Below are 23,858 nucleotides of genomic sequence, written 5' to 3' on the forward strand. Positions count from 1 at the left end.
GGCCGTTGTCGTATGCGCGGGACGCCCTCAGCGGGCCATCTCCTCCTTGAGCGCCGCCAGGAAGGTGTCGACATCCTCCTCCGTGGTGTCGAAGGCGCACATCCAGCGGACGTCGCCGGCCGCCTCGTCCCAGAAGTAGAAGCGGAACCGCTGCTGCAACCGGACGCTCACGTCGTGCGGGAGCCGGGCGAAGACGCCGTTGGCCTGCACCGGGTGCAGGATCTCCACGCCGTGCACCGCGCGGACGCCCTCGGCGAGCCGCTGGGCCATCTCGTTGGCGTGCCGGGCGTTGCGCAGCCAGAGGTCCTTGGCGAACAGGGCCTCCAACTGCACCGAGACGAAGCGCATCTTGGAGGCGAGCTGCATGGACAGCTTGCGGAGGTGCTTCATGTGCGAGACGGCGTCCTGGTCGATGACCACGACCGCCTCGCCGAACAGGGCGCCGTTCTTCGTCCCGCCCAGCGAGAGGATGTCGACGCCGGCCGCGTTGGTGAACGCCCGCATGGGGACGTTCAGGGAGGCAGCGGCGTTGGCTATCCGGGAGCCGTCCAGGTGCACCTTCATGCCGTGCGCGTGAGCGTGTCCGCAGATCGCGCGGATCTCGTCGGGCGTGTAGAGGGTGCCCAGCTCGGTGGACTGGGTGATCGAGACGACCTGAGGCATCGCCCGGTGCTCGTCGTCCCAGCCGAACGCCTGCCGGTCGATCAGCTCGGGGGTGAGCTTGCCGTCCGGCGTGGGCACGGTGAGCAGCTTCAGGCCGCCCATCCGCTCGGGCGCGCCACCCTCGTCGACGTTGATGTGCGCGCTCTCGGCGCAGATCACCGCGCCCCAGCGGTCGGTGACCGCCTGGAGCGCGACGACGTTGGCGCCGGTGCCGTTGAACACCGGGAACGCCTCGGCGGTGGCGCCGAAGTGGCTGCGGATGATCCGCTGGAGGTTCTCGGTGTACTCGTCCTCGCCGTACGCGACCTGGTGGCCGCCGTTGGCCAGGGCCACGGCGGCGAGCACCTCGGGGTGCGCCCCGGCGTAGTTGTCGCTGGCGAAACCGCGGACCTGCGGGTCGTGGTGGCGACGGGCGTCGGTCCTGGGAGGGTTCACGGCTTCTCGGTCAGCCACAGACGGTTTCCGTTCACTTCGGCGGCGGGCCTGGCCCAGACGCCCTCGATGGCCTCGGCCAGCTCCTTGACGTCCGTGAAGCCCGCGAACTTCGCGCTGGGGCGCTCGGCGCGCATGGCGTCGTGCACCAGCGCCTTCACCACCAGGATGGCAGCAGCGGCCGCCGGGCCCTCCTCGCCCCCCGCCTTGCGGAAGCCGTCGGCCATGGCCAGCGTCCACGCCTCGGCGGCCGCCTTGGCGGCGGAGTACGCGGCGTTGCCCGCGGTCGGCTTGGACGCGCCGGCGGCGCTGATCAACAGGTAGCGGCCGTCCCCGGCGCGCTGGAGCGCGTCGTAGAAGGCCAGCGAGGTGTGCTGGACGGTGCGGACGAGCAGCTTCTCCAGCAGGTCCCAGTCGGCGAGGTCGGTGCTCTCGAACTTGGCGCCGCCGCGCCAGCCGCCGACCAGGTGGACCAGGCCGTCGATCCGGCCGTGCTCCTTCTCGATGCCCGAGGCCCAGGCGCGGGTGGAGTCCAGGTCGAGCAGGTCGACCGTCTCACCGGTGACCGTGGCGCCGCCGTTGGCGTAGCGGGCCGCGTCCACGGCCTCCGCCAGGCGGGCCGGGTCGTTGTCCGCGCCGACCACGGTCGCGCCGGCCTCGGCGAGTCTGACCAGCGTGGCCAGTCCGGCCGGTCCGCCCGCACCGGCGACCGCGATGACCGCGCCCCGAAGAGCCCCGTTCCGCATCGTCTTCCCTTCTCCGTCCACTCCGTGTGCCGTGTCGTGCCCGCGGTCGCTCACGCGGCGATCCGCTCGGCGCCGTCCGCCGTGATGCCCTTGGTGGCGGCGATCACATTCTTCAGCTTCTTGGCCAGCGCCTCATAGAACATGCTCAGCGGAAACTCGTCGGGAAGCACGTCGTCCACCAGCTTGCGCGGCGGCAGGCTCAGGTCGAGGGCGTCGGGGCCCTTGGCCCACTTGGAGCCGGGGTGCGGGGAGAGATAGCCGGCGACCAGGTCGTACCCGGCGAGCCAGTGGACCAGCTTGGGGCGGTCGATGCCGTCGCGGTAGAGCTGCTCGATGTCGGCGCAGAGCTGGTTGGTGACCTGCGGGGCGCGCTCCCAGTCGATGGCGAGCTTGTTGTCGGTCCAGCGGACCACGTCGTGCTTGTGCAGGTAGGCGAAGAGGAGCTGGCCGCCGAGCCCGTCGTAGTTGCGGACGCGGTCGCCCGTGACCGGGAAGCGGAACATGCGGTCGAAGAGCACCGCGTACTGCACGTCACGGGCCTGCGGTACGCCGTCCGACTCCAGCTTCACGGCCTCCTTGAAGGCGGTGAGGTCGCAGCGCAGTTCCTCCAGGCCGTACATCCAGAACGGCTGGCGCTGCTTGATCATGAACGGGTCGAACGGCAGGTCGCCGTGGCTGTGGGTGCGGTCGTGGACCATGTCCCAGAGCACGAACGCCTCTTCGCAGCGCTTCTGGTCGAGCACCATCGCGGCGATGTCCTCGGGCAGCTCCAGGCCCAGGATGCCGACGGCGGCGTCGGTGACCCGGCGGAAGCGGGCGGCCTCGCGGTCGCAGAAGATGCCACCCCAGGAGAAACGTTCCGGCGCCTCGCGTACGGCGATGGTCTCCGGGAAGAGGACGGCGGAGTTGGTGTCGTACCCGGCCGTGAAGTCCTCGAAGGTGATGCCGCAGAACAGCGGGTTGTCGTACCGGGTGCGCTCCAGCTCGGCCAGCCAGTCCGGCCAGACCATGCGGAGCACGACCGCCTCGAAGTTGCGGTCGGGGTTGCCGTTCTGCGTGTACATCGGGAAGACGACCAGGTGCTGGAGGCCGTCGGCGCGGTCGGCGGCGGGCTGGAAGGCCAGCAACGAGTCCAGGAAGTCCGGCACCTCGAAGCCGCCCTCGGCCCAGCGGCGCAGGTCGCCCGCCAGAGCCCGGTGGTACGCGGCGTCGTGCGGGAGCAGCGGGGAGAGTTCCTCCACCGCGGCCACGACCCGGCCCACGGCCCTCTCGGCCTCGGCCCGCCCGGGGGCGCCCTCGGCGGCGAAGTCGATCGAGCCGTCCTTCGACTGCCATGGCCGGATCTGCTCCACCGCGCCCTTGAGGACGGGCCACGCCGCGTGCTCGACCACCCTGGTCAGCGAAGGAACCTTTCCCTCGGTACCGGGCTGCACAAGAATTTCCGTCATGTCCCATCCTCCACGGGAGAACCTCGCGTATGGACACCGTATGCGTACCCCGTTTCGCCGAACAAGAGGGGTATCGGGAAATTATTCTGCGCGACCGCATGGTCACCGCTGTTTTTCCGGTTCCAAACCGTGACCGCGCTCACTTTCGCTGCACGCGCCGGGTTGATTCCGGCGGGTGAGCGATCACCGGATTCCGGCCGGCGGGTGCCGGGCGCCACGCCGGGCGACTCGTGATCGCACCGGTGCCGACACGGCCGTTAGGCTGCGGACCAGGCGTGCGGACGACGACACTCCCTCGGGTCCGCGCAAGCCGATCCGCCGTCGACGGAAGCGAGTTGAACCTTGAACTTCCTTACCATCGGGCACCGTGGGGTCATGGGTGTCGAGCCCGAGAACACGCTTCGTTCCTTCGCCGCCGCCGAGCGGGCCGGGCTGGACATGGTCGAACTCGATCTGCACCTGAGCAAGGACGGTGCGCTGATCGTGATGCACGACGCCAGGGTGGACCGCACCACGGACGGCACCGGGCGGATCGCCGAGAAGACCCTCGCGGAGCTGCGCACCCTGGACGCGGGGCGCGGCGAGCGGGTGCCGGTGTTCGAGGAGGTCCTGGACGCGGTCAGGTCGCCGGTCCAGGCCGAGATCAAGGACGCCGCGGCCGCGAAGGCGCTGGCGGAGGTGATGCTCCGGCGGGACCTGGTCTCCCGGGTGGAGGTCATCTCCTTCCACCACGAGGCGCTCGCCGAGATCACCCGACTGGTGCCCGGGGTGCGTACCGCGCTGGTCGCGGAGCACTACGGCCCGGAGGTGGTGGGCCGCGCGGTGGCGGTCGGCGCGGCGACGCTCTGTCTCGACGTCCGCCGGCTGACGCTGGAGGTCGTGGAGGAGGCGCGCGCGGCGGGCCTGAGGGTCCTCGCCTGGGTGGTGAACACCCAGGACGAGCTGCGGCTGGTACGCGCCCTCCAGCTGGACGGCGCGACGACCGACCTCCCGGACATCAAGCGCACCGGCCGCTTCACCGCGTAGCACGGGCGCCGTCGCACCGGCGGCTCCACCGCGCAGGCCGGGGCCGCCGTCACCCCAGCGGCTTGACCAGCAGCTCGAAGCGGAGGCCGGGACGGCGCGGGATGCCGAAGCGCTCGTCGCCGTACGGGAACGGGGTCGTCTCGCCCGTACGGCGGTAGCCCCGGCGCTCGTACCAGCCGATCAGGTCGTCGCGGACGGAGATCACCGTCATGTGCATCTCGGTGGCGCCCCAGGCGGTCCGCGCCTGTCGCTCCGCCTCCGCCATGACGGCCTTGCCGAGCCCCGCGCCCTGGAGCGTGGGGCTCACCGCGAACATGCCGAAGTAGGCGTGGGCGCCCCGGTGTTCGAGCTGGCAGCAGGCGACGATCGCGCCCTCCCGCTCCACCACGAGCAGCCTGCTGTCGGGCGTCCTGATGACCTGGAGCACGCCCTCGGGGTCGGTGCGCTGCCCGTCCAGGATGTCCGCCTCGGTGGTCCACCCGGCCCGGCTGGCGTCGCCCCGGTACGCCGACTCGACCAGCGCGACGAGGTGGTCCACGTCGGCGTCGGTGGCGTCGCGGAACGTCAGTCCGGTGGCGGTGTCCATGAGGGTGTACTCCGATCTGGGGCGCGGCATGACCACGGATGAGGGTAGCGGGGCGATTAGTCTCCCCTCGCATGGTGCATGTACTGGGCAGCAGGACCCTGATCCGTCCGACGGACCCCGAGCGCTCCCGCGCCTTCTACGGAGGGGAGCTGGGGCTCGCCGTCCACCGTGAGTTCGGCACGGGCCCGGAGCGGGGAACGGTCTACTTCCTGGGCGGCGGCTTCCTGGAGCTGTCAGGCCGGGCCGAGGCCCCGCTCGTGCCGTCGGTGCGGCTGTGGCTCCAGGTCGCGGACGCGGCGGCCGCGCGGGACGAGCTGGGGGCCGCCGGGGTGGAGATCGTCCGGGAACCGGTCCGGGAACCGTGGGGGCTGATCGAGCTGTGGATCGCCGACCCGGACGGCATCCCGATCGTGCTGGTGGAGATCCCGGCGGACCATCCGCTGCGGTACCGGCCGGGCGTCTGACGCGCCGCTTCGGCCGCGCGGGGCACCGAGCCGGCCCTCCGGTTCCGTCGAGGAGGCGGTGAGCGGGGCGGACAGCTCGACCTGACGCTCGGGGGCCGGCGCGGACCACACCACCTGGCAGGTGTCTCATCGGTGAAGGACTTGTCCCGGCCCCACGATTCGCCCAGCTCACACCCCGCGCTCCGGCGAACGCTCCCCGTGCACCTCCTTGCGCTCGCGTGCGCGCCGTCCGTCGTGGGCATCGCATCTCTCGACCGAGCGTCGAACGGGGGTGGTGTGCGTGCACGGTCCGGTGTCACCGGCCTGGCTGCTGGTCGCGCTGTGCGCGGCGACCGGCGCCTACTGCCTGCTGCGGATGCGCAGCGGCGTCGAGGAGCAGCGCCGCGCGGCGGGCGGCGAGGCGCTGATGGGCTTCGGGATGGCGGCGATGGCGGTACCCGCCGCCGTCTTCGCCCCGCCGCGCTGGGTGTGGCCGCTGTACGCCGCGGTGTTCGGGCTGGCCGCGCTGCGCGCGCTGTGGCCGGCGCGCCGGAGCGGCCACCATCTGCACCACCTGCTGGGCAGTACGGCCATGGTGTACATGTCGCTGCTGATGGCCGCCGCCCCGGCCGGGCACCACCATACGGGCGGCTCCGGCCCGGCGTGGCTGACGGGCGTACTGCTGCTCTACTTCACCGGTTACGTCCTGCTCACCGGCGCCCGTCTGGTGCCCGTCACCGTGCGGGGCGCCCGGGGTGCGGTGCGGTGGGGGGACCGGCCCGAGCTGTCCCGGGTCTGCCGGCTGTCGATGGGGATAGGCATGCTGGCGATGCTTCTGACGATGTGACACCTCAAGCGAGGTGTGGGGCGCGGGAGTTGCCTGCGTCACTTCGGCCCCGCCGCGCGGTCCGGTGCTCATAGGGTGCTGCCCATGATGGTCCCCGTGGCACTGCTGCTGCTCGGCGTCCTGACCTCCGTCGCCGCCCCGCGTCTGCTGGCACGGGCCGACTGGCCGGACCGGGAGCCGGTGGTGGCGCTGTGGGCCTGGCAGTGCGTGGTGGCCGCCGTCCTGCTGTGCTGTGCGCTGTCGATGACACTGAGCGCGGCGGCGGCGTGGCAGGCGGTGCGCGGGCAGTTGTTCGGCGGTGCTCCGCACGGGGTCGTCGAGGCGTACGCCCTCGGCGCGGCGGGGCCGTGGGCCGCGCCGACCGCCGTGGCACTCGCGTGCGGGGGGCTGTGGAGCCTGACGATGCTGGTCGGCGAGGTGCTGCACGCCCGGCGGCGACGGCGGGTGCGGCTGTCCGAACTGCTGGAGCGGGCGCCCCTGTTGCCGGGTGAGGAGCCGGGCGGACGGCTGGTGGTGCTGGAGGGCGAGCGGCCGGACGTGTGGTGGCTCCCCGGCGCGACTCCCCGGCTCGTCGTCACCACGGCCGCGCTGCGCCGCCTCAGGGGCAGCCGACTGGACGCCCTGCTGGCCCATGAGCAGGGTCACGCCCGCTTCCGCCACGACTGGCTGCTGCACTGCTCGGCCGCGCTGGCGGGCGGCTTCCCGCGGGTACCGGTGTTCGCCGCGTTCCGCGACGAGATGCACCGGCTGGTCGAACTGGCCGCCGACGACACCGCGTCCCGCCGCTTCGGCCGGGTGACGACCGCCCTGGCCCTGGTCGAACTCAACGAGGGCCGGGGCGTGTTCGGCCCCTCCCCCACCCCGCACGCGCAACTGCCCCGGCGAGTGGACCGCCTCCTGACGGCCCCGCCGCGCCTCCCGGCCCCGCGCCGCCTCCGCCTCACCGCGACGGCCGCGCTGGTCCCGGCACTTCCGGTGCTGGTCGCTTTCGTTCCGGGGCTGCGGGCGTTGCACTAGGGTCTGTCGTCCGCAGCGGACGATCAGACCCCGCGCGAACCAGACTCTCCACCTCGCCCGCGATGACGGCCCGCACGGCTCTCATCGACGAAGATCACCCCATGTACCACCAGATCCCCCGCGCCGCACTCCTCACCACCGCCGCCCTCGCCCTCTCCTCCGCCCTGCTGACCGCCCTGGTCGCCGTCGAGTGGGGCCCCCTCCTCACGCTGGACGACGACATCGCCGGCACCACCCACCGCTGGGCGGTGCGGCAGCGAGGCGTGACCCAGGTCTTCCGGGTGCTGACCGACTGGATCTGGGACCCGGTGACCATGCGGCTGCTGTGCGCGGGGGTCGCGCTGTGGATGGTGTGGCGTACGGCAGCGTGGTGGACGGCGCTGTGGCTGGTGGTCACCTGCGGGGTGGCGGCGGTGGTGCAGCAGGCGGTGAAGGCGGGCGTCGCGCGCCCGCGTCCGGTGTGGCCGGACCCCGTGGACAGCGCACGGTACGCCGCGTTCCCGTCCGGGCACACCATGACGGCCACCGTGGTGTGCGGGCTGCTGCTGTGGCTGATCCACCGTCATGGCGTGGGCGGCGCCCGCTGGTGGGCGGCCGTCGCGGTGGGCGTCGTCTCGGTGCTGGGCGTCGGCCTCACGCGGGTGTGGCTCGGGGTGCACTGGTTCTCGGACGTCCTCGGCGGCTGGCTGCTCGGTTCCCTGCTGGTGGCCGCCGCGGTACTGGTCGACGAGCGACGCCAGGGACCGGCAGGAGCGGGGTCCCGCGCATGACCGCCGTACTGTTCGACTTCTCGGGCACGCTGTGCCGGATCGAGTCCGCCGAGTCCTGGCTGCGCGCCGCCCTGAAGACGGCCGGCGTCACCATGGCCGAACCCGAACTCCTGCACAGCGCGGGCGCGTTGGAGACGGCCGGCGCGCTTCCGGGCGGGGCGGAGCCGAGCGTCGTACCGGAGGAGTCGGCACTGCCGGTGGCACGCCGGCCGGACGCGCCGCTGCCCGTACCGGACCTGCTGCCGGAAGCGGAACTGCCGTCCGTCTGAGGCGCTCCCCCGTGGCGCTCAGACGAACGGCAGCCTTGAAGAGGCCCCGCGCGATACGGCGCCGCATGGTCTGAGTATAGTTGGCTGACAGCCAGTCAACGCAGGAGTTTCGCAATGTGCCCGCGCAGCGCCTCGGTCAATGAAGAGCTGCGGCGGCGTTCACGTGAGCGGCTTCTCCAGGCGGCGGTCGAGCTGGTCGACGAGCGCGGGTTCGAGGCGACCACCCTGGGCGACATCGCGGACCGCGCCGGTTCGGCACGCGGACTGGTCTCGTACTACTTTCCCGGCAAGCGCCAGCTGGTGCAGTCCGCCGTGCACCGGCTGATGCACCGCACGCTGGAGGAGGCGCTGGAGCGGGAGCCGCGTACCGAGGACGGCCGGGAGCGGCTGGCCCGTGCCATCGACGCGATCCTGGGCCTGGCGCGGGAGCGGCCGTTGCTCATGCGCCAGCACATGGCGGGCCTGCTGCAGGCGGAGGGCTTCGTACAGTGCCCGGAGCAGCGCCGCCTGTCCGAACTCCTCGGCGACACGGTCGCCCGCTGCGGCTCGGACGACGTCACGGCCGGCTATCCGATGCTCCGGGCCCTGCTGATGGGCGCGGTGTACGCGGCGCTGGTGCCGGGGGTGCCGATGCCGGTGCCGCTACTGCGCGCGGAGCTGTTCGAGCGGTACGGGCTGGACGGGGAGCTGGGCATGCCGCCGGGCTGCGGCGCGGCCGACGAGCCGGCCCGGGGCGGCCTGTCCCGGTTCTTCGCCACGGATGAGCGGGCGGACGAGCGCTGCGACTAGCTGGCCCGATGGCGCGTCGGCCCCTGCCGACGTGGGCGCGCGGTGCCATGCTGGAGCCGTCGGGGCTGTCGCCCGATGCCCCCGGGGTGAGGAGTACGCCGTGCTGCGGGTCGCTGTCGTCGGCTCCGGGCCGAGCGGGTGCTACACCGCGCAGAACCTGGTGGAGCACCACCCCGATGTGCGCGTGGACGTGCTGGACCGGCTGCCGGCCCCGTTCGGGCTGGTGCGCTACGGCGTCGCCCCGGACCACGAGAAGATCAAGTCGCTCCAGGGCAGCCTGCGGACGGTGCTGGAGCACGACCGGGTCCGGTTCCTGGGCGGGGTCGGGGTGGGCGGCCCGGACGGGGTGCCGGTGGAGCGGTTGCGGGAGCTTTACCACGCGGTGGTGTACTGCGTGGGCGCTGCGGCCGGTCGGCCGCTGGGCATTCCCGGCGAGGAGCTGCCCGGGAGCTGGTCGGCGTCGGAGTTCGTGTCCTGGTACAGCGCGCATCCGGACGCGGCCGACGAGGGTTTCCTGCGCGGGGTGCGCTCGGCGGTGGTCGTCGGGGTCGGCAATGTGGCCGTGGACGTGACCCGGATGCTGATGCGCGGCGCGGCCGAGCTGCACGGGACGGACATGCCGCAGGCGGCGCTGGAGATGCTGACCGGGGGCGGGGTGGACGAGGTGCTGATGGCGGGGCGGCGTGGGCCGACGCAGGCCCGGTTCACCACCAGGGAGCTGCGTGAGCTGGGCGGTCTGCCGGGTGTCGGGGTCTCGGTCGACCCGGCGGAACTGGCGCTCGACCCTGGTTTCGCGGACCTCTCCGCGCTGCCGGCCGCCCAGCGCCGTAACGCGGAGGTGCTGCGGGACTGGTCCGCCGTCTCTCCCCCGGACGCCGACCGGACGATCCGGCTGCGGTTCTTCCTGCGTCCGGTGGAGGTGCTGGGGGCGGACGGCCGGGTGGGCGGGGTGCGCTTCGAGCGGACCGAGCCGGACGGGCAGGGCGGGGTGCGGGGGACGGGGGTGTTCGAGGACGTCCGCGCTGAGCTGGTGCTGCGCTCGGTGGGATACCTGGGGATGCCGCCGGAGGGGCTGCCGTCCGACCCGGTGGCCGGGACGGTGCCGCATCTGGCGGGCCGGGTGCTGAGCGACGGCGTCCCGGTGCCGGGCGCGTACGTGGCGGGGTGGATCAAGCGCGGCCCGACCGGCGTGATCGGCAGCAACCGCTCCTGCGCCAAGGAGACGGTGACCTCGCTGCTGGAGGACGCCCCCGCGCTGGAGTCCCGCGAGGTGCCCGAGGACCCGCTTCTGGGGCTGCGGGCGGCTGGTGCGGACCCGGTGGCGTGGCCGGGCTGGCTGGCGATCGAGCGGGCCGAGGCGGAGCTGGGCGCGAGCCTGGGGCGTAACCCGGTCAAGCTGTCGGACTGGGACGAGCTGTGGGCGGCGGCGCGGTCGGCTCTCTAGGCCGGCTCCTCCGTCGGGACCAGCCCGGCGACGATCTCCTCCAGCCGGGGCAGCGTCCGCTGGGCCGCCAGGGCGGCGGCGATGGCCAGGGCCACTCCCGCCCAGGCCATCGGGCCGAGGGGGGTGCAGTCGACCAGGCGGCTGATGCCGGGGGTCTGGATGACGGCGACGAGGACCGCGGCGGAGCCGAGGGCGGTGACGCGGACCAGGGTGCTGTCGCGGCGGTCCAGGAGGGTCTGGACGAGCTGGGTGCCGACCACACCGCACAGCGCCATGGTGCTGGCGCGGCGGGCGGTGCCGGGGGTGAAGCGGCCGATGAGCCAGGCCGTGACGGCGCCGAGCGCGGTGGTCAGGGCGCGGTGCCGGATCTGCCGGATCAGCGGGGCCCCGAGGACCCCGCCCGCCACGTCCTCCGGGGACGCGTTCCGGCCGCGTACCTCGGCGTCGTCGCCGTCCTTCGGGGTCACGGCCACCGCCATGGCCGGGAACAGGTCGGTGAACAGGTTCACCAGCAGCATCTGCCGGGTGGACAGCGGGGCGGTGCCGGAGAGCAGGGTGCCGAGGATGCCGAAGCCGACCTCGCCCGCGTTGCCGCCGATGAGGATGGCGATGGCGTCGGCGACGCTGTGCCACAGCGAGCGTCCCTCGCCGATCGCGTCGATGAGGACGGTGAGGTCGTCGTCGGTGAGGACGATGTCGGCGGCGTTGCGCGCGGCGGCCGAGCCCCGCGCGCTGATGCCGACACCGATGTCGGCGGCGCGGATCGCGGCGGCGTCGTTGGCGCCGTCGCCGACCATGCCGACCACCCGGCCCGCGTCCCGCAGCGCCTCCACGACCTGCAGCTTCTGCTCGGGCGCGACCCGGGCCACCACCCCGGCGTCCCGCAGCATCCGGGCGCGGGTACGCCGGTCGGCGGCGGCCAGTTCGTCCCCGGTGACCACTTCGGTGTCCTCGGACCAGCCGAGTTCCCGGGCGATGGCGCGGGCGGTCTGCGGATGGTCGCCGGTGAGCATGACCGGGCGTACGCCCTCCTCGTACAGGCCGCGCACCAGCGCCTCGGAGGTCTCGCGGGGTACGTCGGAGAGGGCCAGCAGTCCGGTGAACTCCAGTCCGCGCAAGGGCTCTTGGAGTGCGTCCGCGTCCGTCTCGCCGTCTTCGAGCCGCCGCATGGCCACCGCGAGGACCCGCAGTCCGGCCCCGGCGAGGGAGTGGGCGGAGGCGTGGGCGCGGTCGGACAGGGCCGCGCAGCCGGGCAGTACGGTCTCGGGCGCCCCCTTGACGACCAGGGTGCGGGGGCCGTCGCCCTCCCGGCCCGCGGCGGCCGCGTAGCCCCGCGCGGCCTCGAAGGAGAGGCCGCCGAGCTGGGTCCAGTCCGGGTCGGGGGCGGCCGCGCGGATGACGGCCTCGTCGGTGGCGTGCACCGGGCGCCCGGAGCCGCCGTTGACGCGCGGGCAGGCACGGGCGGCGCGGCGCAGGGTCGCGGCGGGGCCCGGCTCGCCGGCGTCACCGGCCGCCCACTCGGTGCCCTCGGCGTCGGAGACCCGGACGACCCGGAGCCGGTTCTCGGTGAGGGTGCCGGTCTTGTCGAAGCAGATGGTGTCGACGCGGCCCAGCGCCTCCAGGGTGCGCGGGGTGCGGACCAGGACGCCGTCGCGGCTCAGCCGGCGGGCGGCGGCGAGCTGCGCGACGGTGGCGACCAGCGGCAGCCCCTCGGGTACCGCTGCGACCGCGACGGCCACGCCACCGCTGACCGCCTCACGCACGGGGGTGCCGCGCAGCAGGGCGAGTCCGGTCACGGCGGCTCCGCCTGCCAGGGTCAGCGGCAGCGCCTTGCGGGTGAGTTCCTGGAGCCGGGCCTGTACGCCGGCCGCCGGGGGCGTGCGGGCGGCGAGGTGGACGGCGCGGGCGGCCTCGGTGCGCTCACCGGTGTCGACGACGACGGCGTGGGCGGTGCCCGCGACGACGGTGGTGCCCTCGAAGACCATGCAGCGCCGGTCGGCGACCGCCGCGTGCGGGGTGGTCCCGACGTGTTTGTGCACCGGCAGGGACTCGCCGGTCAGCGCCGACTCGTCCACCTCCAGGCCCTCCTGCCACAGCAGCCGGGCGTCGGCGGGGACCACGTCGTCGCCCTTCAGCTCGATCACGTCGCCGGGCGTCAGCTGTCCGGCGTCCACGGTGCGGGTGCGGCCCGCCGGCGCCTCCTCCGGCGGGGGCGCGACGCGCGCCTTGCGCTGCTGCTCGGCGTGCAGCCCGGACAGCGCCCGCTCGGCGCGCAGCCGCTGGACCCCGCCGACGAGCGCGTTCAGGTCGAGGGCGCCGACGACGAGCAGGGCGTCCACGACGGAGCCGAGGATCGCGGACGCGGCGGAGCCGACCGCCAGTACGGGGGTGAGCGGGTCGTCGAGTTCGCCGCGTACGGCCTGGCCGAGCTGCCAGGTGAAGCGGGCCGGGGCGAGGGCGGGGACGCGGGCGAACCGGTCGGCCGTCTTGCGGGCCTCGCTGGTGGCCCGCTCCAGCACGCCCGGCTCGGGGGGTGCCTCGCGGTCCAGGCGTTCCACGGCCTCGTCGGGGTCCAGTTCGTGCCAGCGGACGCGGGCGTGCGGGTGCGGGGCGCGGGCGACGGCCACCTTGAGGGCGGCCCAGACGCCGTACGCCAGGGCGGTGAGCGCGCCGGTGTCGACGGGGGCGTGCCGCATCTCGGGCATGACCGAGCGGTGCCCCCGGCCGCGCCGGACCTCGCCGATGGCCACCAGGAGGCCGGAGAGCGCGGCGCCGGAGCGGGCGAGGATCTGGCCCCGGCTGCCGACGGCGCGGGCGGCGGGGATCGCGGTGAGCAGCCGCCACACGTCGGGCAGGCCGTGCGGGGCGAGGATGTCGGCGCCCCAGATGACGGCGCCCTCCTGGTCGGTGAGCGCGACGGCGATGTCGGCGGCGTCGAGCCCGGCCAGGATGTCGGTCTCCGCCGAGGCGCGCGGCCGGGCGACGGTGATGACGACGCGTTCCTCACCACCCTCACCGTCCCCGGCGTCCTCGGCGTCCAGTTCCCCGCGCAGGGCGTGTACGACGTCGTCCAGCGGCCTTCTGGCGTCGACCAGCTGGTCGGCGAGCGCGACGAAGTCCTCCAGGGCGGGGTCGTCCACGAGGACGACGCGCAGCCGGGCGCGGCGGGCCGCGTCGAGCACGGCCTCGGTCCACGGGTCGGGCAGCCCTTCGTCGGTGCGCAGCGCGCTCGGGTGCAGCAGGAGGGTTCCGGCCATCTCCAGCTGTCTGAGCCGTTCCGGATCGCGGACCAGCACGTCGGCGCGGGCCAGGGCGGTGCCGAGTACGGCGTGGAAGGCGGCCGGGGCGTACCGGGCGGCCTTGGGCGAGCCCGAGAGGGCGGCCTCGGCGGCGCAGTTCAGGTTCCGCTTGACCAGCAGCGCGGCCACCGCGCCGAGCACGCTGCCCGCCGAGGCGTGAGCCGCGTACACCTGGGCCGGGGACTCGCGCAGCGGCGGGCGCGGGGAGCCGGCCGGGGCGACGCTGACGCGCTCGGGTCCGCACAGCTCGTCGTGGAGGGAGTCGAAGGCGGCGGCGCGGGCCATGGTCTCGGTGAGCTGGAGGGAGCGCAGGGCGCCGTCGAGGACGAGCGAGGTGGGGGACTGCCCGACGGCGTGCACGATCGCGTTGGCACCGGCCAGCAGGAGGTCCATGCGGGCGACCCCGACGCGGGCGCGCAGGAAGGCGCGGGCGCGGGGGTTCTCGCGCGCCAGGGTGACCAGGGCGGTGACAGCGCGGGGCGCGGGGGGCAGCCGCAGGGCGTAGCCGGTGAGGGCGCCGGCGATGCCGATCAGGTCGAAGGCGAGGGTGGTGGCGGCGGCGCGTACGCCGGCCGGGTCGGCGGGATGGACGTGTTCCTCGGGGTCGCCGCCCGCCACGAGCAGGCCGTCGCGTACGGCGAGTTCGGCGGCGCGGTCCACCACCCGGTCGCTGACGGCGTCCTCGGTCATGGTCACGACGAGGCGGGCGAGTCCGTCGTCCCAGTGGGCGAGGAGCACGTCGGGCCGGTCGGCGAGGGCCGTAGCGATCCGGCGGGCCAGGTGCGCCCGGCCGCCCGCACCCGTCACCCGGTCCGCCTCGGCGGTGCGCAGCGGGAGGTGGACGCGGGCGCCGGAGCGCCAGTGGGCGGGGCCGCCGGGCAGCGCCGTGCGGGCGACCCGTGTCACGCGTACGGCCGCGTCCGCGCCGCGTACGCCCGCCCGTGCGGTGCCCGCCGCGGCGCCGGCCGCCGCGCCGATCAGGGGTGCGGCGGCCTCCGCGAGGAGCCGGGGCAGGCGGGCGGCGGCCGTGGGCGCGATGAGGAGGTCGGGGAGCATTCCGGCCGTCAGAGGGTGGTGCGTTCGGGGCGGGCGGTCGGCCCGAGCTGACCGGTGGCGCCCTTGGGCCGCTTACCGGACTTCTTGCCCTGCTTCTTGTGCGAGGACTCGGAGTGCGGGGGCTCGGGGGGCGCGGGCTCAGGGTGTTCGGGGTGCGGGGGCTCGATGTCCGTGGCCTTCACCGGGCCGGGGGCGTCGTGGTGCCCGGTCCGCAGGGCCGCCTCGCCCACCTCGGCCTCGGTCGCGGGGGCGGGTGCGGGCTCGGCGGCCTCGGTGTCCGGGGTTCCGGCCGACGGGGTCACTAGGGGAGGGGCGGGCTGGGTCAGCCAGGCGATCGCGGCTCCGGCGAGCGCCACCGGCCACTCCACCACTCCGGCGACGCCGAGCACGCCCGCCCCGGTGTACACCGCGAGCCGCCGTCCTCGGGGGGAGATCACGCCGACGATGTCCAGCGTGTCCTGAGCGGCCCTGGAGACGACCGATGCGCCGGGCACCTTGCTCAGGACGGACGCTGCGTCGCGCAAGGGCGCGGTGAGGACCGACGACGTGTGCTCAGCCATGACTCTCCTCGGGCGAGATCGCCTGCCGTGCCCCATCCGGTGCCCGGAAGCACGCGCAAGCTGGTCAGCCCCCTCCACTCCCAGGAGACGCCAAGCACCCGGCCCGCGCCACTCGGCCGGTCCGCTAGGTCCCGCCCCGCGGCGCCTGCGACACGGCCAGTTCCCGCTGGTACCCGGCGTAGGCCGCCCGGAGGGCGTCACCCGGCCAGGCGGGGGGAAGGAGGGGGGCGGGCAGGACCGGGTCGGTGAGCAGGTGGCGCACCACGGCAGCGAAGGCGGTGAGCCGCTCGGCCGGACGCCCGGCGGAGGTGGCGCGGCCGAGCAGGCCGCGCGCGTCGGCCGCCCAGGTGTCCAGCGGCCACAGCCGGGCCACCAGTCCGGCGGCGGGCTCGTCGGGGCGGGCGGTGTACGACAGCGCGACCCCGGCCAGGTCGTCGGGCAGCGGCCGGGCGAGGTTGGCGGGGCGCAGCCAGACGCCCTCGCGGAGTTCGGCCAGGCGCAGCGCGGTCAGCCGGGCCCGCAGGTCGGCGCGCTCGGCGGCTCCGCGTCCGGTCGCCGTGATCACGACCATCTCCCAGTCGCCGTCCCACGCACGCACGCGGGGCCGTGCGGCCTCGTCCTGGCGGCGCTGCCGGGCCAGCAGGCGGTCGCTGAGCCCGTACACGGCGTCGGTGCGGCGCAGGTCGCCCGCGGCCACCATCCGGCTGAGCGCGGCCCGCAGCGTGGAGCCTCCGACGCCGAACGGTTCGACGAGCCGCACCAGTTCCCGTACCGGCAGCCGGGGCGGGTGCGCGCCGAGCAGCAGGCTCAGCACGACCGACCGCGCGGACAACGGCCTGGTCACCGGCTCGGCCGACGGGTTCATGCGCATGGGCACGTACTGTACGTGCGGCGATCCGTGTTGCGTCGTTGCTACAGTCGTACGGAGAGCGCAACATGGGTTCATGGTCCCGATGCCCGAGCAGTCGCCGCCGTACGCCACCCATGACGTCACCAACCAGCCCCCGCCGCTGCCTCCGTACGACGCGTCCGCCGACCTCGCCCTGCTGGAGGGGCTGCGCCGGGAGGGCGCCGGGTGGGCCGAGGACGGTGTACGGCTGCTGGGGTTGCGCGCGGGCGGCGCCGAGGCACAGGAGTGGGGGGAACTGGCCAACAGGCACGAACCGGAGCTGCGTACCCACGACCGCTACGGCAACCGTGTCGACGAGGTCGAGTTCCACCCGAGCTGGCATCACCTGATGCGCACCGCCGTCGCCGAGGGCCTGGCCGGCACCCCCTGGGCGGACGGCCGTCCCGGCGCGCACGTGGCCCGTACGGCGGGTGGCCTGGTCTGGGGGCACACCGAGGCGGGCCACGGCTGCCCGACCTCCATGACGTACGCCGCCGTCCCCGCCCTGCGCGCCCAGCCGGAGCTGGCCAAGGTGTACGAGCCGCTGCTCACCAGCCGGGAGTACGACCCGGGGCTGCGGGTGCCCACCGAGAAGCGCGGTCTGCTCGCCGGGATGGGCATGACGGAGAAGCAGGGCGGCTCCGACGTCCGCACCAACACCACCGTGGCCACGCCGACGGACGAACCCGGCGTCTACACGCTGCGGGGGCACAAGTGGTTCACGTCGGCGCCGATGTGCGACCTGTTCCTGGTGCTGGCGCAGGCGCCGGGCGGGCTCTCCTGCTTCCTGGTGCCCCGGGTGCTGCCGGACGGCAGCCGCAACACGTTCCGCATCCAGCGCCTGAAGGACAAGCTGGGCAACCGCTCCAACGCGTCCTCCGAGCCGGAGTTCGACCGCACGGTGGCCTGGCTGGTCGGGCCGGAGGGCCGGGGGGTGAAGACCATCATCGAGATGGTCAACTGCACCCGGCTGGACTGTGTGATGTCCTCGGCGACCTTGATGCGCAAGACACTGGTCGAGGCGGGCCACCACACCCGGCACCGCAGCGCGTTCGGCGCCCGGCTCTCCGACCACCCGCTGATGCGGAACGTCCTCGCGGACCTGGCGCTGGAGTCGGAGGCGGCGACGACGCTCACCCTGCGGCTCGCGGGGGCGGCGGACCGGGCGGTGCGCGGGGACGAGGACGAACGGGCGTTCCGGCGGATCGCCACGGCTGTCGGCAAGTACTGGGTCACCAAGCGGGGTCCGGCGTTCACCGCGGAGGCGCTGGAGTGCCTGGGCGGCAATGGTTACGTCGAGGACTCCGGCATGCCCCGGCACTACCGGGAGGCGCCGCTGCTGTCCATCTGGGAGGGCTCGGGGAACGTCAACGCCCTTGATGTGCTGCGGGCACTGGGCCGGGAGCCTGGCAGCGCGGAATCCCTGTTCGGGGAACTCGCCCTCACGCGCGGGGCGGACGCCCACCTGGACGCGACGGTGACCTCCCTGAAGCGGGAGCTGGCCGGGGCGGACCAGCTCAGCGCGCGCCGCGTGGTCGAACGGATGGCCCTGGCCCTCCAGGCGTCCCTCCTCGTCCGCCACGCCCCGCCCGCGGTGGCCGACACGTTCTGCGCGACCCGGCTGGGCGGCGACTGGGGCCACACCTTCGGCACGCTGCCGTCGGCCACGAATCTGGACGCGGTCCTTGAGCGGGCGCTGCCGGTGTGAGGGGAGCGGAGTTTGCAGGGGGCGGAGTTTGGGCGGGGCGGGGCTTGAGCCTGGCGGGGCCTGCGTGTGGCGGGGCCTGCGTGTGGCGGGGCCTGCGTGTGGCGGGGCCTGCGTGTGGGGGCTGAGCTTGGCCGGGCCCGTGCGGGGCGGGGCGGGGCCTGCTCCTGGCGGAGCCATGACCGGGCCGGACCTCAGCGGGGCAGAGTCCGAGCAGGGCGGGCCCGAGCCGAGTGGAGCCCGCTCCCGGCGGAGTCAGGCGTTGCGGGTCCCGAGCGGGCGGGGAGCGAGCCGTGGTCTGTTTTCATCCCGCCATCCGGCCCCACTGCGGGCCCAGCCGGGCCCACTCGGCGTCCCAGAGGGCCAGGCGGCGGCGTTCCAGCCGGGCGAGGAGGAGGCGGCCGCCGGCGAGAGGGACGGTGGCCGCGCCCGCGCCGAACAGGGTGCCGATGAAGGCGGCGCGCACGGCGGCCTCGGTGGCGGTGGCGGGGCGGCCGGTGAGACGTCCACGCTCGTCGGTCCAGATGGCGACCGGCGCGCCGGTCGCCGCGTCCGGCGCGACCCGGACCTGGCCGGTGCGCGGCGAGCCGTCTCCCGCGGTCCAGCGGACCTCCACCCAGACCCGTTCCCTGCTGGAACTGCGGGCCCCGGACCGAGCAGGGACATGGGCGACGACGTAGGCGACCCTCGGACGCCAGGTGACGCGCTCGTGGGCGAGGCTTCGCTCCGCCGACCGCGCGGCCGCGAGCCCGGCCGCGATCCCGGCCAGCAGGGTCAGCAGCCAGACACCCAGCAGCACCCACCCCTCCACCACATCGGCACGGCGCCGCAGCGGACCGCGCCGCCACCGCCACAGCCACCCACGCGGACCACGGAACGCCTTCAAGGCCATCCTCCTCACGAGCGCGCCCACAGGCCGGACCCCTTCCGATACGGACGCCCGCGTCCTGTTGCTCAGGGTCACTGTCAGTGGCCAGGTGCACACTGGGTGAAACAGGAGGACGTGGCATTTCCCGGAGGTGGTCGCCATGACTGAGGTACTGCTCGCGGTGAGCACCCGCAAGGGCCTGTTCACCGGCCGCAGGCGCGAACGCACCCGGGACGACGCCCACGCCGTCCACGCGGTCGGCATCGACACCCGGGACGGCACCCCCCGCCTGCTGGCCAGTGGCGACAGCGCGCACCGGGGTCCCTCGGTGTTCCGCTCCGACGACCTCGGCCGCGCCTCGTCCGCGCCTCGTCCGAGCCCGCTGAGGGAGAGCGCGGCCGCGCGAGCCGACGCCGAGCCCTCCCCGCACCCGCCGGGCTACGGCAGGCGCCAGTCCACCGGCTCGGCGCCCTGGCCGGTCAGCAGCTCGTTGGCCCGGCTGAACGGGCGGGAGCCGAAGAAGCCGCGGTCCGCCGACATGGGCGACGGGTGCGCGGACTCGATCGCCGGATAGTCCCCGAGCAGGGGCTTCAGGTTGCGGGCGTCGCGGCCCCACAGGATGGACACCAGCGGCGTGCCGCGTGCGGCGAGCGCGCGGATGGCCTGCTCGGTGACCTCCTCCCAGCCCTTGCCGCGATGGGCTCCGGGCTTGCGCGGCGCCGTGGTGAGGGCTCGGTTCAGCAGCAGGACGCCCTGGGAGGTCCACGGGGTCAGGTCACCGCTGGAGGGCCGGGACAGGCCCAGGTCGGTGTTCAGCTCCCGGTATATGTTCTCCAGGCTGCCCGGCAGCGACCGCACCTCAGGCGCCACCGCGAAGCTCAGTCCGATCGCCATGCCCGGGGTCGGGTAGGGGTCCTGACCCACGATCAGGACCCGCACATCGTCGAAGGGCTGCTGGAAGGCCCGCAGGACGTTCGCCCCGGACGGGAGGTAGGTCCGGCCCGCCGCCACCTCGGCGCGGAGGAAGTCCCCCATGGCCGTGATGCGATCGGCCACCGGGTCCAGGGCCTTCGCCCAGCCGGCCTCTACAAGTTCGTTCAACGGTCGTCGTGCCACGTCAAGTCACTTTACTGGCCCGCACCGACATCACCCGAACGGCTGTGGATCAGCCCACGCGCACTCCCCCGCCCCCGCTACCCTGCCCCCGTCGTACGCGCGCTCCGGCGAACAGCGGGACAGTACGGACCGGCGAGGGCGGCATCGACCCGCCATCGGCACCGATCTGACCGGCCGCCGACGGACGGGGACGCCGCCTGACCCGAGGACCCGCGCCCGCCCTGCGTGACCGGCGCACGAAAGAGAGCGACATTAGGGGGAATTGGTACCACGGGGTCCCCAACTGCCCTATACAGGAGCGGATCAGTCGCCCCATGTACGCAACTGATCCGACAAAACCGGACGGATACCGCTCACCTGCACCCTCCCCGAACAGGGGAACTCGGGAAACCAGTAACATGCGGCGCCATGAGCTCCCCCACTGGACCCGAGTCCGGCCTGCCAGTACGAATGCCGCGACCCCGCCAGCCCGGACGGCACCGCCGTCCGGAGCCGCTGGTGGCTCCCGAGGACGCGCCCGCGTTCGTCCTCGCGGTGCCCGGTGCGCCCAGCGCCGCCACGCGCGGCCTCGCCGAGGAGGTCGTGAGCATCGCGCGCTCCGAGCTGCCCGGCCTCGACGCCCGGATCGGTTACCTGGACGGGGACGATGTCGAATTCCCGACTCTGAGCGCCATCCTGGCGCGCGCCGCCGAGGAGCGCACCGTGCGCCACGAGCAGGCAGTCGCCGCCGGTTCCGACGCCAAGGCGCCGGACGGCCCGGTGGCGGTGGTCGTACCGCTGCTGGCCGGTCCCGACAACGCCCTGCTGCGGCAGACCCGTCAGGCCGTGATGGACAGCCGGGTCGCGGCGGAGCTGACCGATGTCCTCGGGCCGCACCCGCTGCTCGCCGAGGGTCTGCACGTGCGGCTGTCGGAGTCGGGCCTCGCCCGCGCCGACCGCGCCCGCCTGTTCACGGTGGCGACCGCGGCCGACGGCATCATCCTGGCATCCGTGGGCGGTGAGGAGGCCGTGCAGGCCGCCGGCATCACCGGCATGCTGCTCGCCGCGCGCCTCGCCGTGCCGGTGATGGCCGCAGCGCTGGACCAGGAGGGCTCGATCGCCTCCATCGCCGACCAGCTCCGCGCCTCGGGTTCGCAGCAGCTCGCGCTCGCCCCGTACCTCATCGGTCCGGAGATCGACACGGCCCTGCTGACAGCCGCCGCCGAAGAGGTCGGCTGCGCCACCTCCGAGGCCCTCGGCGCCTACCCGGCGATCGGCAAGCTCGCCCTCGCCAAGTACACGGCCTCCCTGGGGATCGCCCAGCAGCCGCAGGGCGCCCCGGTGTTCTGAACGGAGCCCAGCTACACCCACACGACGAAGGGCCTACTCCGCTGCGAACGGAGCGGGCCCTTCGCGCGCGCACGCGGCAAGCGTGGACGACACCGAACTCGGGGGCGAGGGGCGCACACCGTCCAGCAGGCCTCGGCCACGTCAACCCAAGGGCGCGGGGAACCACGCGACCAGCCCCCACGCACCCGCACCCTCAAGCCCCCCGGCAGCGACAGCCCCGGCCTCTCAAGCCCCCACCAGCCGGGACGATCCCCCAGCCCTCCGCAGGGGTTCCGCCAGGTCGGCCAAGGCGTGCTCCAGCCCATGGAGATGGACCAGCGCCGGTTCCACCGGCAGCTCACCGGGCCGGTAGGGCGGCTCACCGCCCCCTTCCGTGAGCGCCTCCACCGCCGCCTCCACCCGCCAGCAGGCGGCGGCCAGCCGGGCGTCGTGGGACGCCTCGGGGTCGGCCGCGACGGCCACCAGCCCCCGCACCTCGCGCGCGCAGTCGTCCAGCAGCGCGAGCACCCGGCGGGCCCGTCCCTTGCGGCTCAGCAGCGGGTTCAGCGGGTGCACGAGCGGCGCGACCGACATCCGGACCCGGCCGAGCAGCTGCTCCAGCTCGGCCACGCGCGGCGCCGGGTCGGCGTCGGCCGAGCCGGCGAGCCGGGCGGCCGCCTCGGCGGTGCAGGCGTGGACGCAGCGCAGGGCGCGCTGTATCCACGCGTCGGTGGTGGTGTGGGTGGTCACCGGCAGCACGAGCAGGACGGCGAGCATCGCGCCCGCCGCCCCGACCGCCGTCTCGGCCACGCGCAGCGCGAGCAGCGACGGGGTGAGGACGCCCAGCAGGCCGTAGAGGGTCTCGGCCAGCAGGGTCACGCAGAGCATCATCCAGGTGTAGGAGACGGCGGCCGAGTAGAAGATCCCGAAGACGGCGACCGCGATGAGCAGCACCGACGGGACGACGGCCCCGTGTACCGGCAGTGCGACGAGCAGCCCGAGCCCGATGCCGAGGACCGTGCCGAGGACGCGCCGGAAACCGCGTACCAGCGTCTCGCCGCGTGAGGCGGTGTTGACGAAGATCCACCAGGTCGCGCCGACGGCCCAGTACCAGCGCTGTCCGGACAGGAGCTGCCCGAGGACCAGCGCGAAGCCGGCGCCCGCGAACGCCTGCACGGCCTGCCGGGTGGTGACGCGGGCGAGTCCCGTACCGCCCGGCGGGGCCGGTGCCGTCGGCGTGGGGCGCTGGCGCTCGTAGCACCAGAGGCCGAACCGCACGGCGGCCGCGCTGAGCACGGACAGCAGGACGGCGGCGTACAGCTCGGGCAGCCGCGCGGGCGTGACGTGCAGGAACTGGCCCACGAAGAACATCATGAACGCGAACACGCCGAGGCTGTGGCCGCGCGGGCCCCAGCGGCGGGCGTACACGCCCGCGCCGACGACCGCGAGAAAGGCCAGGTCGCGCGCGACCGGGTAGGCGTGCAGCTCGGCCGCGACGGCCAGTACCAGCGCCCCCGTGCCCGGCAGCAGGGCGGTGGTGACGGCCTGCCCGCGCACAGTGGCGTCGGCGACGGTGAACAGGGCGAGCAGCGCGGCGAGCCCGCCCGCGACCATGCCGGTCAGGGACCGCCCCACGAGCCCGCACACGACGACGGCCAGGCCGATGCCGAGCACGGCCCGCGCGGCGAAGCGCAGCCGCACCCGTCCCGGGTCCGGCGCCATGAACACCTTCTTCAGCACTGCTCGTCGCTCCCTGATGGCGGTCCGCACGAAAAAGGCGCCGCGGAATCCGCAGCGCCATCGACCCCCTATGACAGCACCCAATTCCACTTGGCTCAACTGCCACTGATTCCGCTGTGCCATTGGTCCAGGAATGGTAAAGCTCCCTGACGGGCGGATGGGCCAACGGCGCAGGTCGCACGGTACTGACCGAAGGAGAGACACTGGGCCATTGGTACAGTCTTCGCTGGTCGACGAGGTACGAGGAGGCCGGAACGCGATGGCCGTGGACGAGTTGGACACCCGCATCCTGCGGCTGCTGCTGGAGCAGCCGCGCACCAGCGTGCGCGAGTACGCCCGCGTCCTCGGCATCGCGCGGGGCACCCTCCAGGCCCGGCTGGACCGGATGGAGCGGGACGGCGTGATCACGGGTACGGGCCCGTCCCTCTCCCCCGCCGCGCTGGGCCACCCCGTGCTGGCGTTCGTGCACATCGAGGTCACGCAGGGTCACCTGGACGATGTCGGGGAGGCGCTGGCGGCCGTTCCGGAGATCGTCGAGGCGTTCTCGACCACCGGCGGCGGGGACCTGCTGGCCCGGGTGGTGGGGCGGGACAACGCCCATCTGGAGGACGTGATCCAGAAGCTGATCAGCGTGCCCGGCGTGGTGCGTACCCGCACCGAGGTGGCCCTGCGGGAGCGGGTGCCGTACCGGCTGCTGCCCCTGGTGGAGTCGGTCGGCCGGTCGGCGGCGAAGCCCTGAGTGCCCGCGCCGGCCTGCTTCCCGTGATGCGGAGACAAGAGTCACTGCATAGCGTGACCTCATGACTACAGCCCAGACCCGCCCTGCCACCGCCGGTG

20 protein-coding genes and 2 pseudogenes are annotated in these 23,858 nt (G+C 74.2%); 12 read left to right on the forward strand and 10 right to left on the reverse strand.

Annotated elements, in window-relative coordinates; genetic code table 11:
• Positions 1-27 precede the first annotated feature (27 nt).
• Genes ACFWN1_RS18925 through ACFWN1_RS18935 form a run of 3 tightly spaced genes read right to left on the reverse strand, consistent with a single transcriptional unit; the run spans position 28 to position 3,289 of the window.
• Positions 28-1,098 (reverse strand): threonine aldolase family protein, encoded by a 1,071-nt coding sequence (locus tag ACFWN1_RS18925; RefSeq protein ID WP_384363261.1) that lies wholly within the window; start codon positions 1,096-1,098, stop codon positions 28-30.
• Positions 1,095-1,841, reverse strand: a complete 747-nt coding sequence (locus ACFWN1_RS18930) for an SDR family NAD(P)-dependent oxidoreductase (protein ID WP_384363263.1) — start codon at positions 1,839-1,841, stop codon at positions 1,095-1,097. The genes ACFWN1_RS18925 and ACFWN1_RS18930 overlap by 4 nt, the downstream gene beginning before the upstream one ends.
• 50 nt (positions 1,842-1,891) lie before the next feature.
• Positions 1,892-3,289, reverse strand: coding sequence for a DUF6421 family protein (locus ACFWN1_RS18935; protein ID WP_384363265.1), 1,398 nt, complete (start codon positions 3,287-3,289; stop codon positions 1,892-1,894).
• A 342-nt stretch (positions 3,290-3,631) separates the two neighbouring features.
• Between ACFWN1_RS18935 and ACFWN1_RS18940 the strand changes: the two genes are divergently transcribed.
• Entirely contained in the window at positions 3,632-4,315 is a 684-nt protein-coding gene (locus ACFWN1_RS18940) for a glycerophosphodiester phosphodiesterase (protein ID WP_384363267.1), read from the forward strand.
• A gap of 49 nt (positions 4,316-4,364) precedes the next feature.
• On the opposite strand, the gene ACFWN1_RS18945 is transcribed toward ACFWN1_RS18940, so the two are convergent.
• On the reverse strand, positions 4,365-4,901 hold the full coding sequence (locus ACFWN1_RS18945; protein WP_384363295.1) for a GNAT family N-acetyltransferase: 537 nt from the start codon (positions 4,899-4,901) through the stop codon (positions 4,365-4,367).
• Between the two features lie 71 nt (positions 4,902-4,972).
• Here ACFWN1_RS18945 and ACFWN1_RS18950 point away from each other — a divergent pair, with 71 nt between their 5' ends.
• From ACFWN1_RS18950 to ACFWN1_RS18980, 7 genes and pseudogenes are all read left to right on the forward strand, one after another.
• Complete coding sequence (locus tag ACFWN1_RS18950) at positions 4,973-5,365, forward strand: VOC family protein (protein ID WP_384363268.1); 393 nt, start codon at positions 4,973-4,975, stop codon at positions 5,363-5,365.
• A 280-nt stretch (positions 5,366-5,645) separates the two neighbouring features.
• A complete protein-coding gene (locus ACFWN1_RS18955) occupies positions 5,646-6,191 on the forward strand; it encodes a DUF5134 domain-containing protein (protein WP_384363270.1) in 546 nt (181 codons plus the stop codon).
• A gap of 84 nt (positions 6,192-6,275) precedes the next feature.
• Entirely contained in the window at positions 6,276-7,208 is a 933-nt protein-coding gene (locus ACFWN1_RS18960) for a M56 family metallopeptidase (RefSeq protein ID WP_384363272.1), read from the forward strand.
• Between the two features lie 101 nt (positions 7,209-7,309).
• Positions 7,310-7,978 (forward strand): phosphatase PAP2 family protein, encoded by a 669-nt coding sequence (locus tag ACFWN1_RS18965; RefSeq protein WP_384363274.1) that lies wholly within the window; start codon positions 7,310-7,312, stop codon positions 7,976-7,978.
• Positions 7,975-8,169, forward strand: a pseudogene (locus tag ACFWN1_RS18970) (hydrolase); the annotation flags it as partial. The gene ACFWN1_RS18965 and the pseudogene ACFWN1_RS18970, both read left to right, overlap by 4 nt.
• A 192-nt stretch (positions 8,170-8,361) precedes the next feature.
• Positions 8,362-9,036, forward strand: coding sequence for a TetR/AcrR family transcriptional regulator (locus tag ACFWN1_RS18975; RefSeq protein ID WP_384363275.1), 675 nt, complete (start codon positions 8,362-8,364; stop codon positions 9,034-9,036).
• A gap of 100 nt (positions 9,037-9,136) precedes the next feature.
• The gene (locus tag ACFWN1_RS18980) at positions 9,137-10,480 is read left to right on the forward strand and encodes an FAD-dependent oxidoreductase (protein ID WP_384363277.1); all 1,344 of its coding nucleotides are present in this window, start codon (positions 9,137-9,139) and stop codon (positions 10,478-10,480) included.
• Here ACFWN1_RS18980 and ACFWN1_RS18985 read toward each other — a convergent pair.
• The 3 genes from ACFWN1_RS18985 to ACFWN1_RS18995 form a co-directional block, all read right to left on the reverse strand.
• Positions 10,477-14,835, reverse strand: a complete 4,359-nt coding sequence (locus ACFWN1_RS18985; RefSeq protein WP_384363279.1) for an HAD-IC family P-type ATPase — start codon at positions 14,833-14,835, stop codon at positions 10,477-10,479. The two genes, ACFWN1_RS18980 and ACFWN1_RS18985, sit on opposite strands and share 4 nt — an antisense overlap.
• Positions 14,836-14,843: 8 nt before the next feature.
• Entirely contained in the window at positions 14,844-15,395 is a 552-nt protein-coding gene (locus ACFWN1_RS18990) for a hypothetical protein (protein WP_384363281.1), read from the reverse strand.
• Between the two features lie 124 nt (positions 15,396-15,519).
• Complete coding sequence (locus tag ACFWN1_RS18995) at positions 15,520-16,266, reverse strand: PaaX family transcriptional regulator C-terminal domain-containing protein (protein WP_384363283.1); 747 nt, start codon at positions 16,264-16,266, stop codon at positions 15,520-15,522.
• Between the two features lie 73 nt (positions 16,267-16,339).
• Here ACFWN1_RS18995 and ACFWN1_RS19000 point away from each other — a divergent pair, with 73 nt between their 5' ends.
• The gene (locus ACFWN1_RS19000; RefSeq protein ID WP_384363285.1) at positions 16,340-17,992 is read left to right on the forward strand and encodes a DNA alkylation response protein; all 1,653 of its coding nucleotides are present in this window, start codon (positions 16,340-16,342) and stop codon (positions 17,990-17,992) included.
• Between the two features lie 301 nt (positions 17,993-18,293).
• Here ACFWN1_RS19000 and ACFWN1_RS19005 read toward each other — a convergent pair whose 3' ends face one another.
• Positions 18,294-18,881, reverse strand: a complete 588-nt coding sequence (locus ACFWN1_RS19005) for a hypothetical protein (protein ID WP_384363287.1) — start codon at positions 18,879-18,881, stop codon at positions 18,294-18,296.
• 136 nt (positions 18,882-19,017) lie between these two features.
• Here ACFWN1_RS19005 and ACFWN1_RS19010 point away from each other — a divergent pair.
• Positions 19,018-19,236: pseudogene (locus ACFWN1_RS19010) on the forward strand (exo-alpha-sialidase); the annotation flags it as partial.
• Positions 19,237-19,295: 59 nt separating this feature from the next.
• On the opposite strand, the gene ACFWN1_RS19015 reads toward ACFWN1_RS19010, so the two are convergent.
• Complete coding sequence (locus ACFWN1_RS19015; protein WP_384363289.1) at positions 19,296-19,973, reverse strand: uracil-DNA glycosylase; 678 nt, start codon at positions 19,971-19,973, stop codon at positions 19,296-19,298.
• 408 nt (positions 19,974-20,381) lie between these two features.
• Between ACFWN1_RS19015 and ACFWN1_RS19020 the strand changes: the two genes are divergently transcribed.
• A complete protein-coding gene (locus ACFWN1_RS19020) occupies positions 20,382-21,302 on the forward strand; it encodes a sirohydrochlorin chelatase (RefSeq protein ID WP_384363291.1) in 921 nt (306 codons plus the stop codon).
• 225 nt (positions 21,303-21,527) lie between these two features.
• On the opposite strand, the gene ACFWN1_RS19025 is transcribed toward ACFWN1_RS19020, so the two are convergent.
• Positions 21,528-23,021: an FUSC family protein gene (locus ACFWN1_RS19025; protein ID WP_384363293.1), complete on the reverse strand. Its 1,494-nt coding sequence runs from the start codon at positions 23,019-23,021 to the stop codon at positions 21,528-21,530.
• A 259-nt stretch (positions 23,022-23,280) separates the two neighbouring features.
• Between ACFWN1_RS19025 and ACFWN1_RS19030 the strand changes: the two genes are divergently transcribed.
• Positions 23,281-23,760 carry an Lrp/AsnC family transcriptional regulator gene (locus ACFWN1_RS19030; RefSeq protein WP_384363297.1) on the forward strand — a complete coding sequence of 160 codons (480 nt, stop codon included), beginning with the start codon at positions 23,281-23,283 and terminating at the stop codon, positions 23,758-23,760.
• The last annotated feature ends 98 nt before the right edge of the window (positions 23,761-23,858 follow it).

Origin of the sequence: Streptomyces sp. NPDC058459 (genome assembly GCF_042721685.1) — a bacterium.
Lineage (GTDB): Bacteria > Actinomycetota > Actinomycetes > Streptomycetales > Streptomycetaceae > Streptomyces.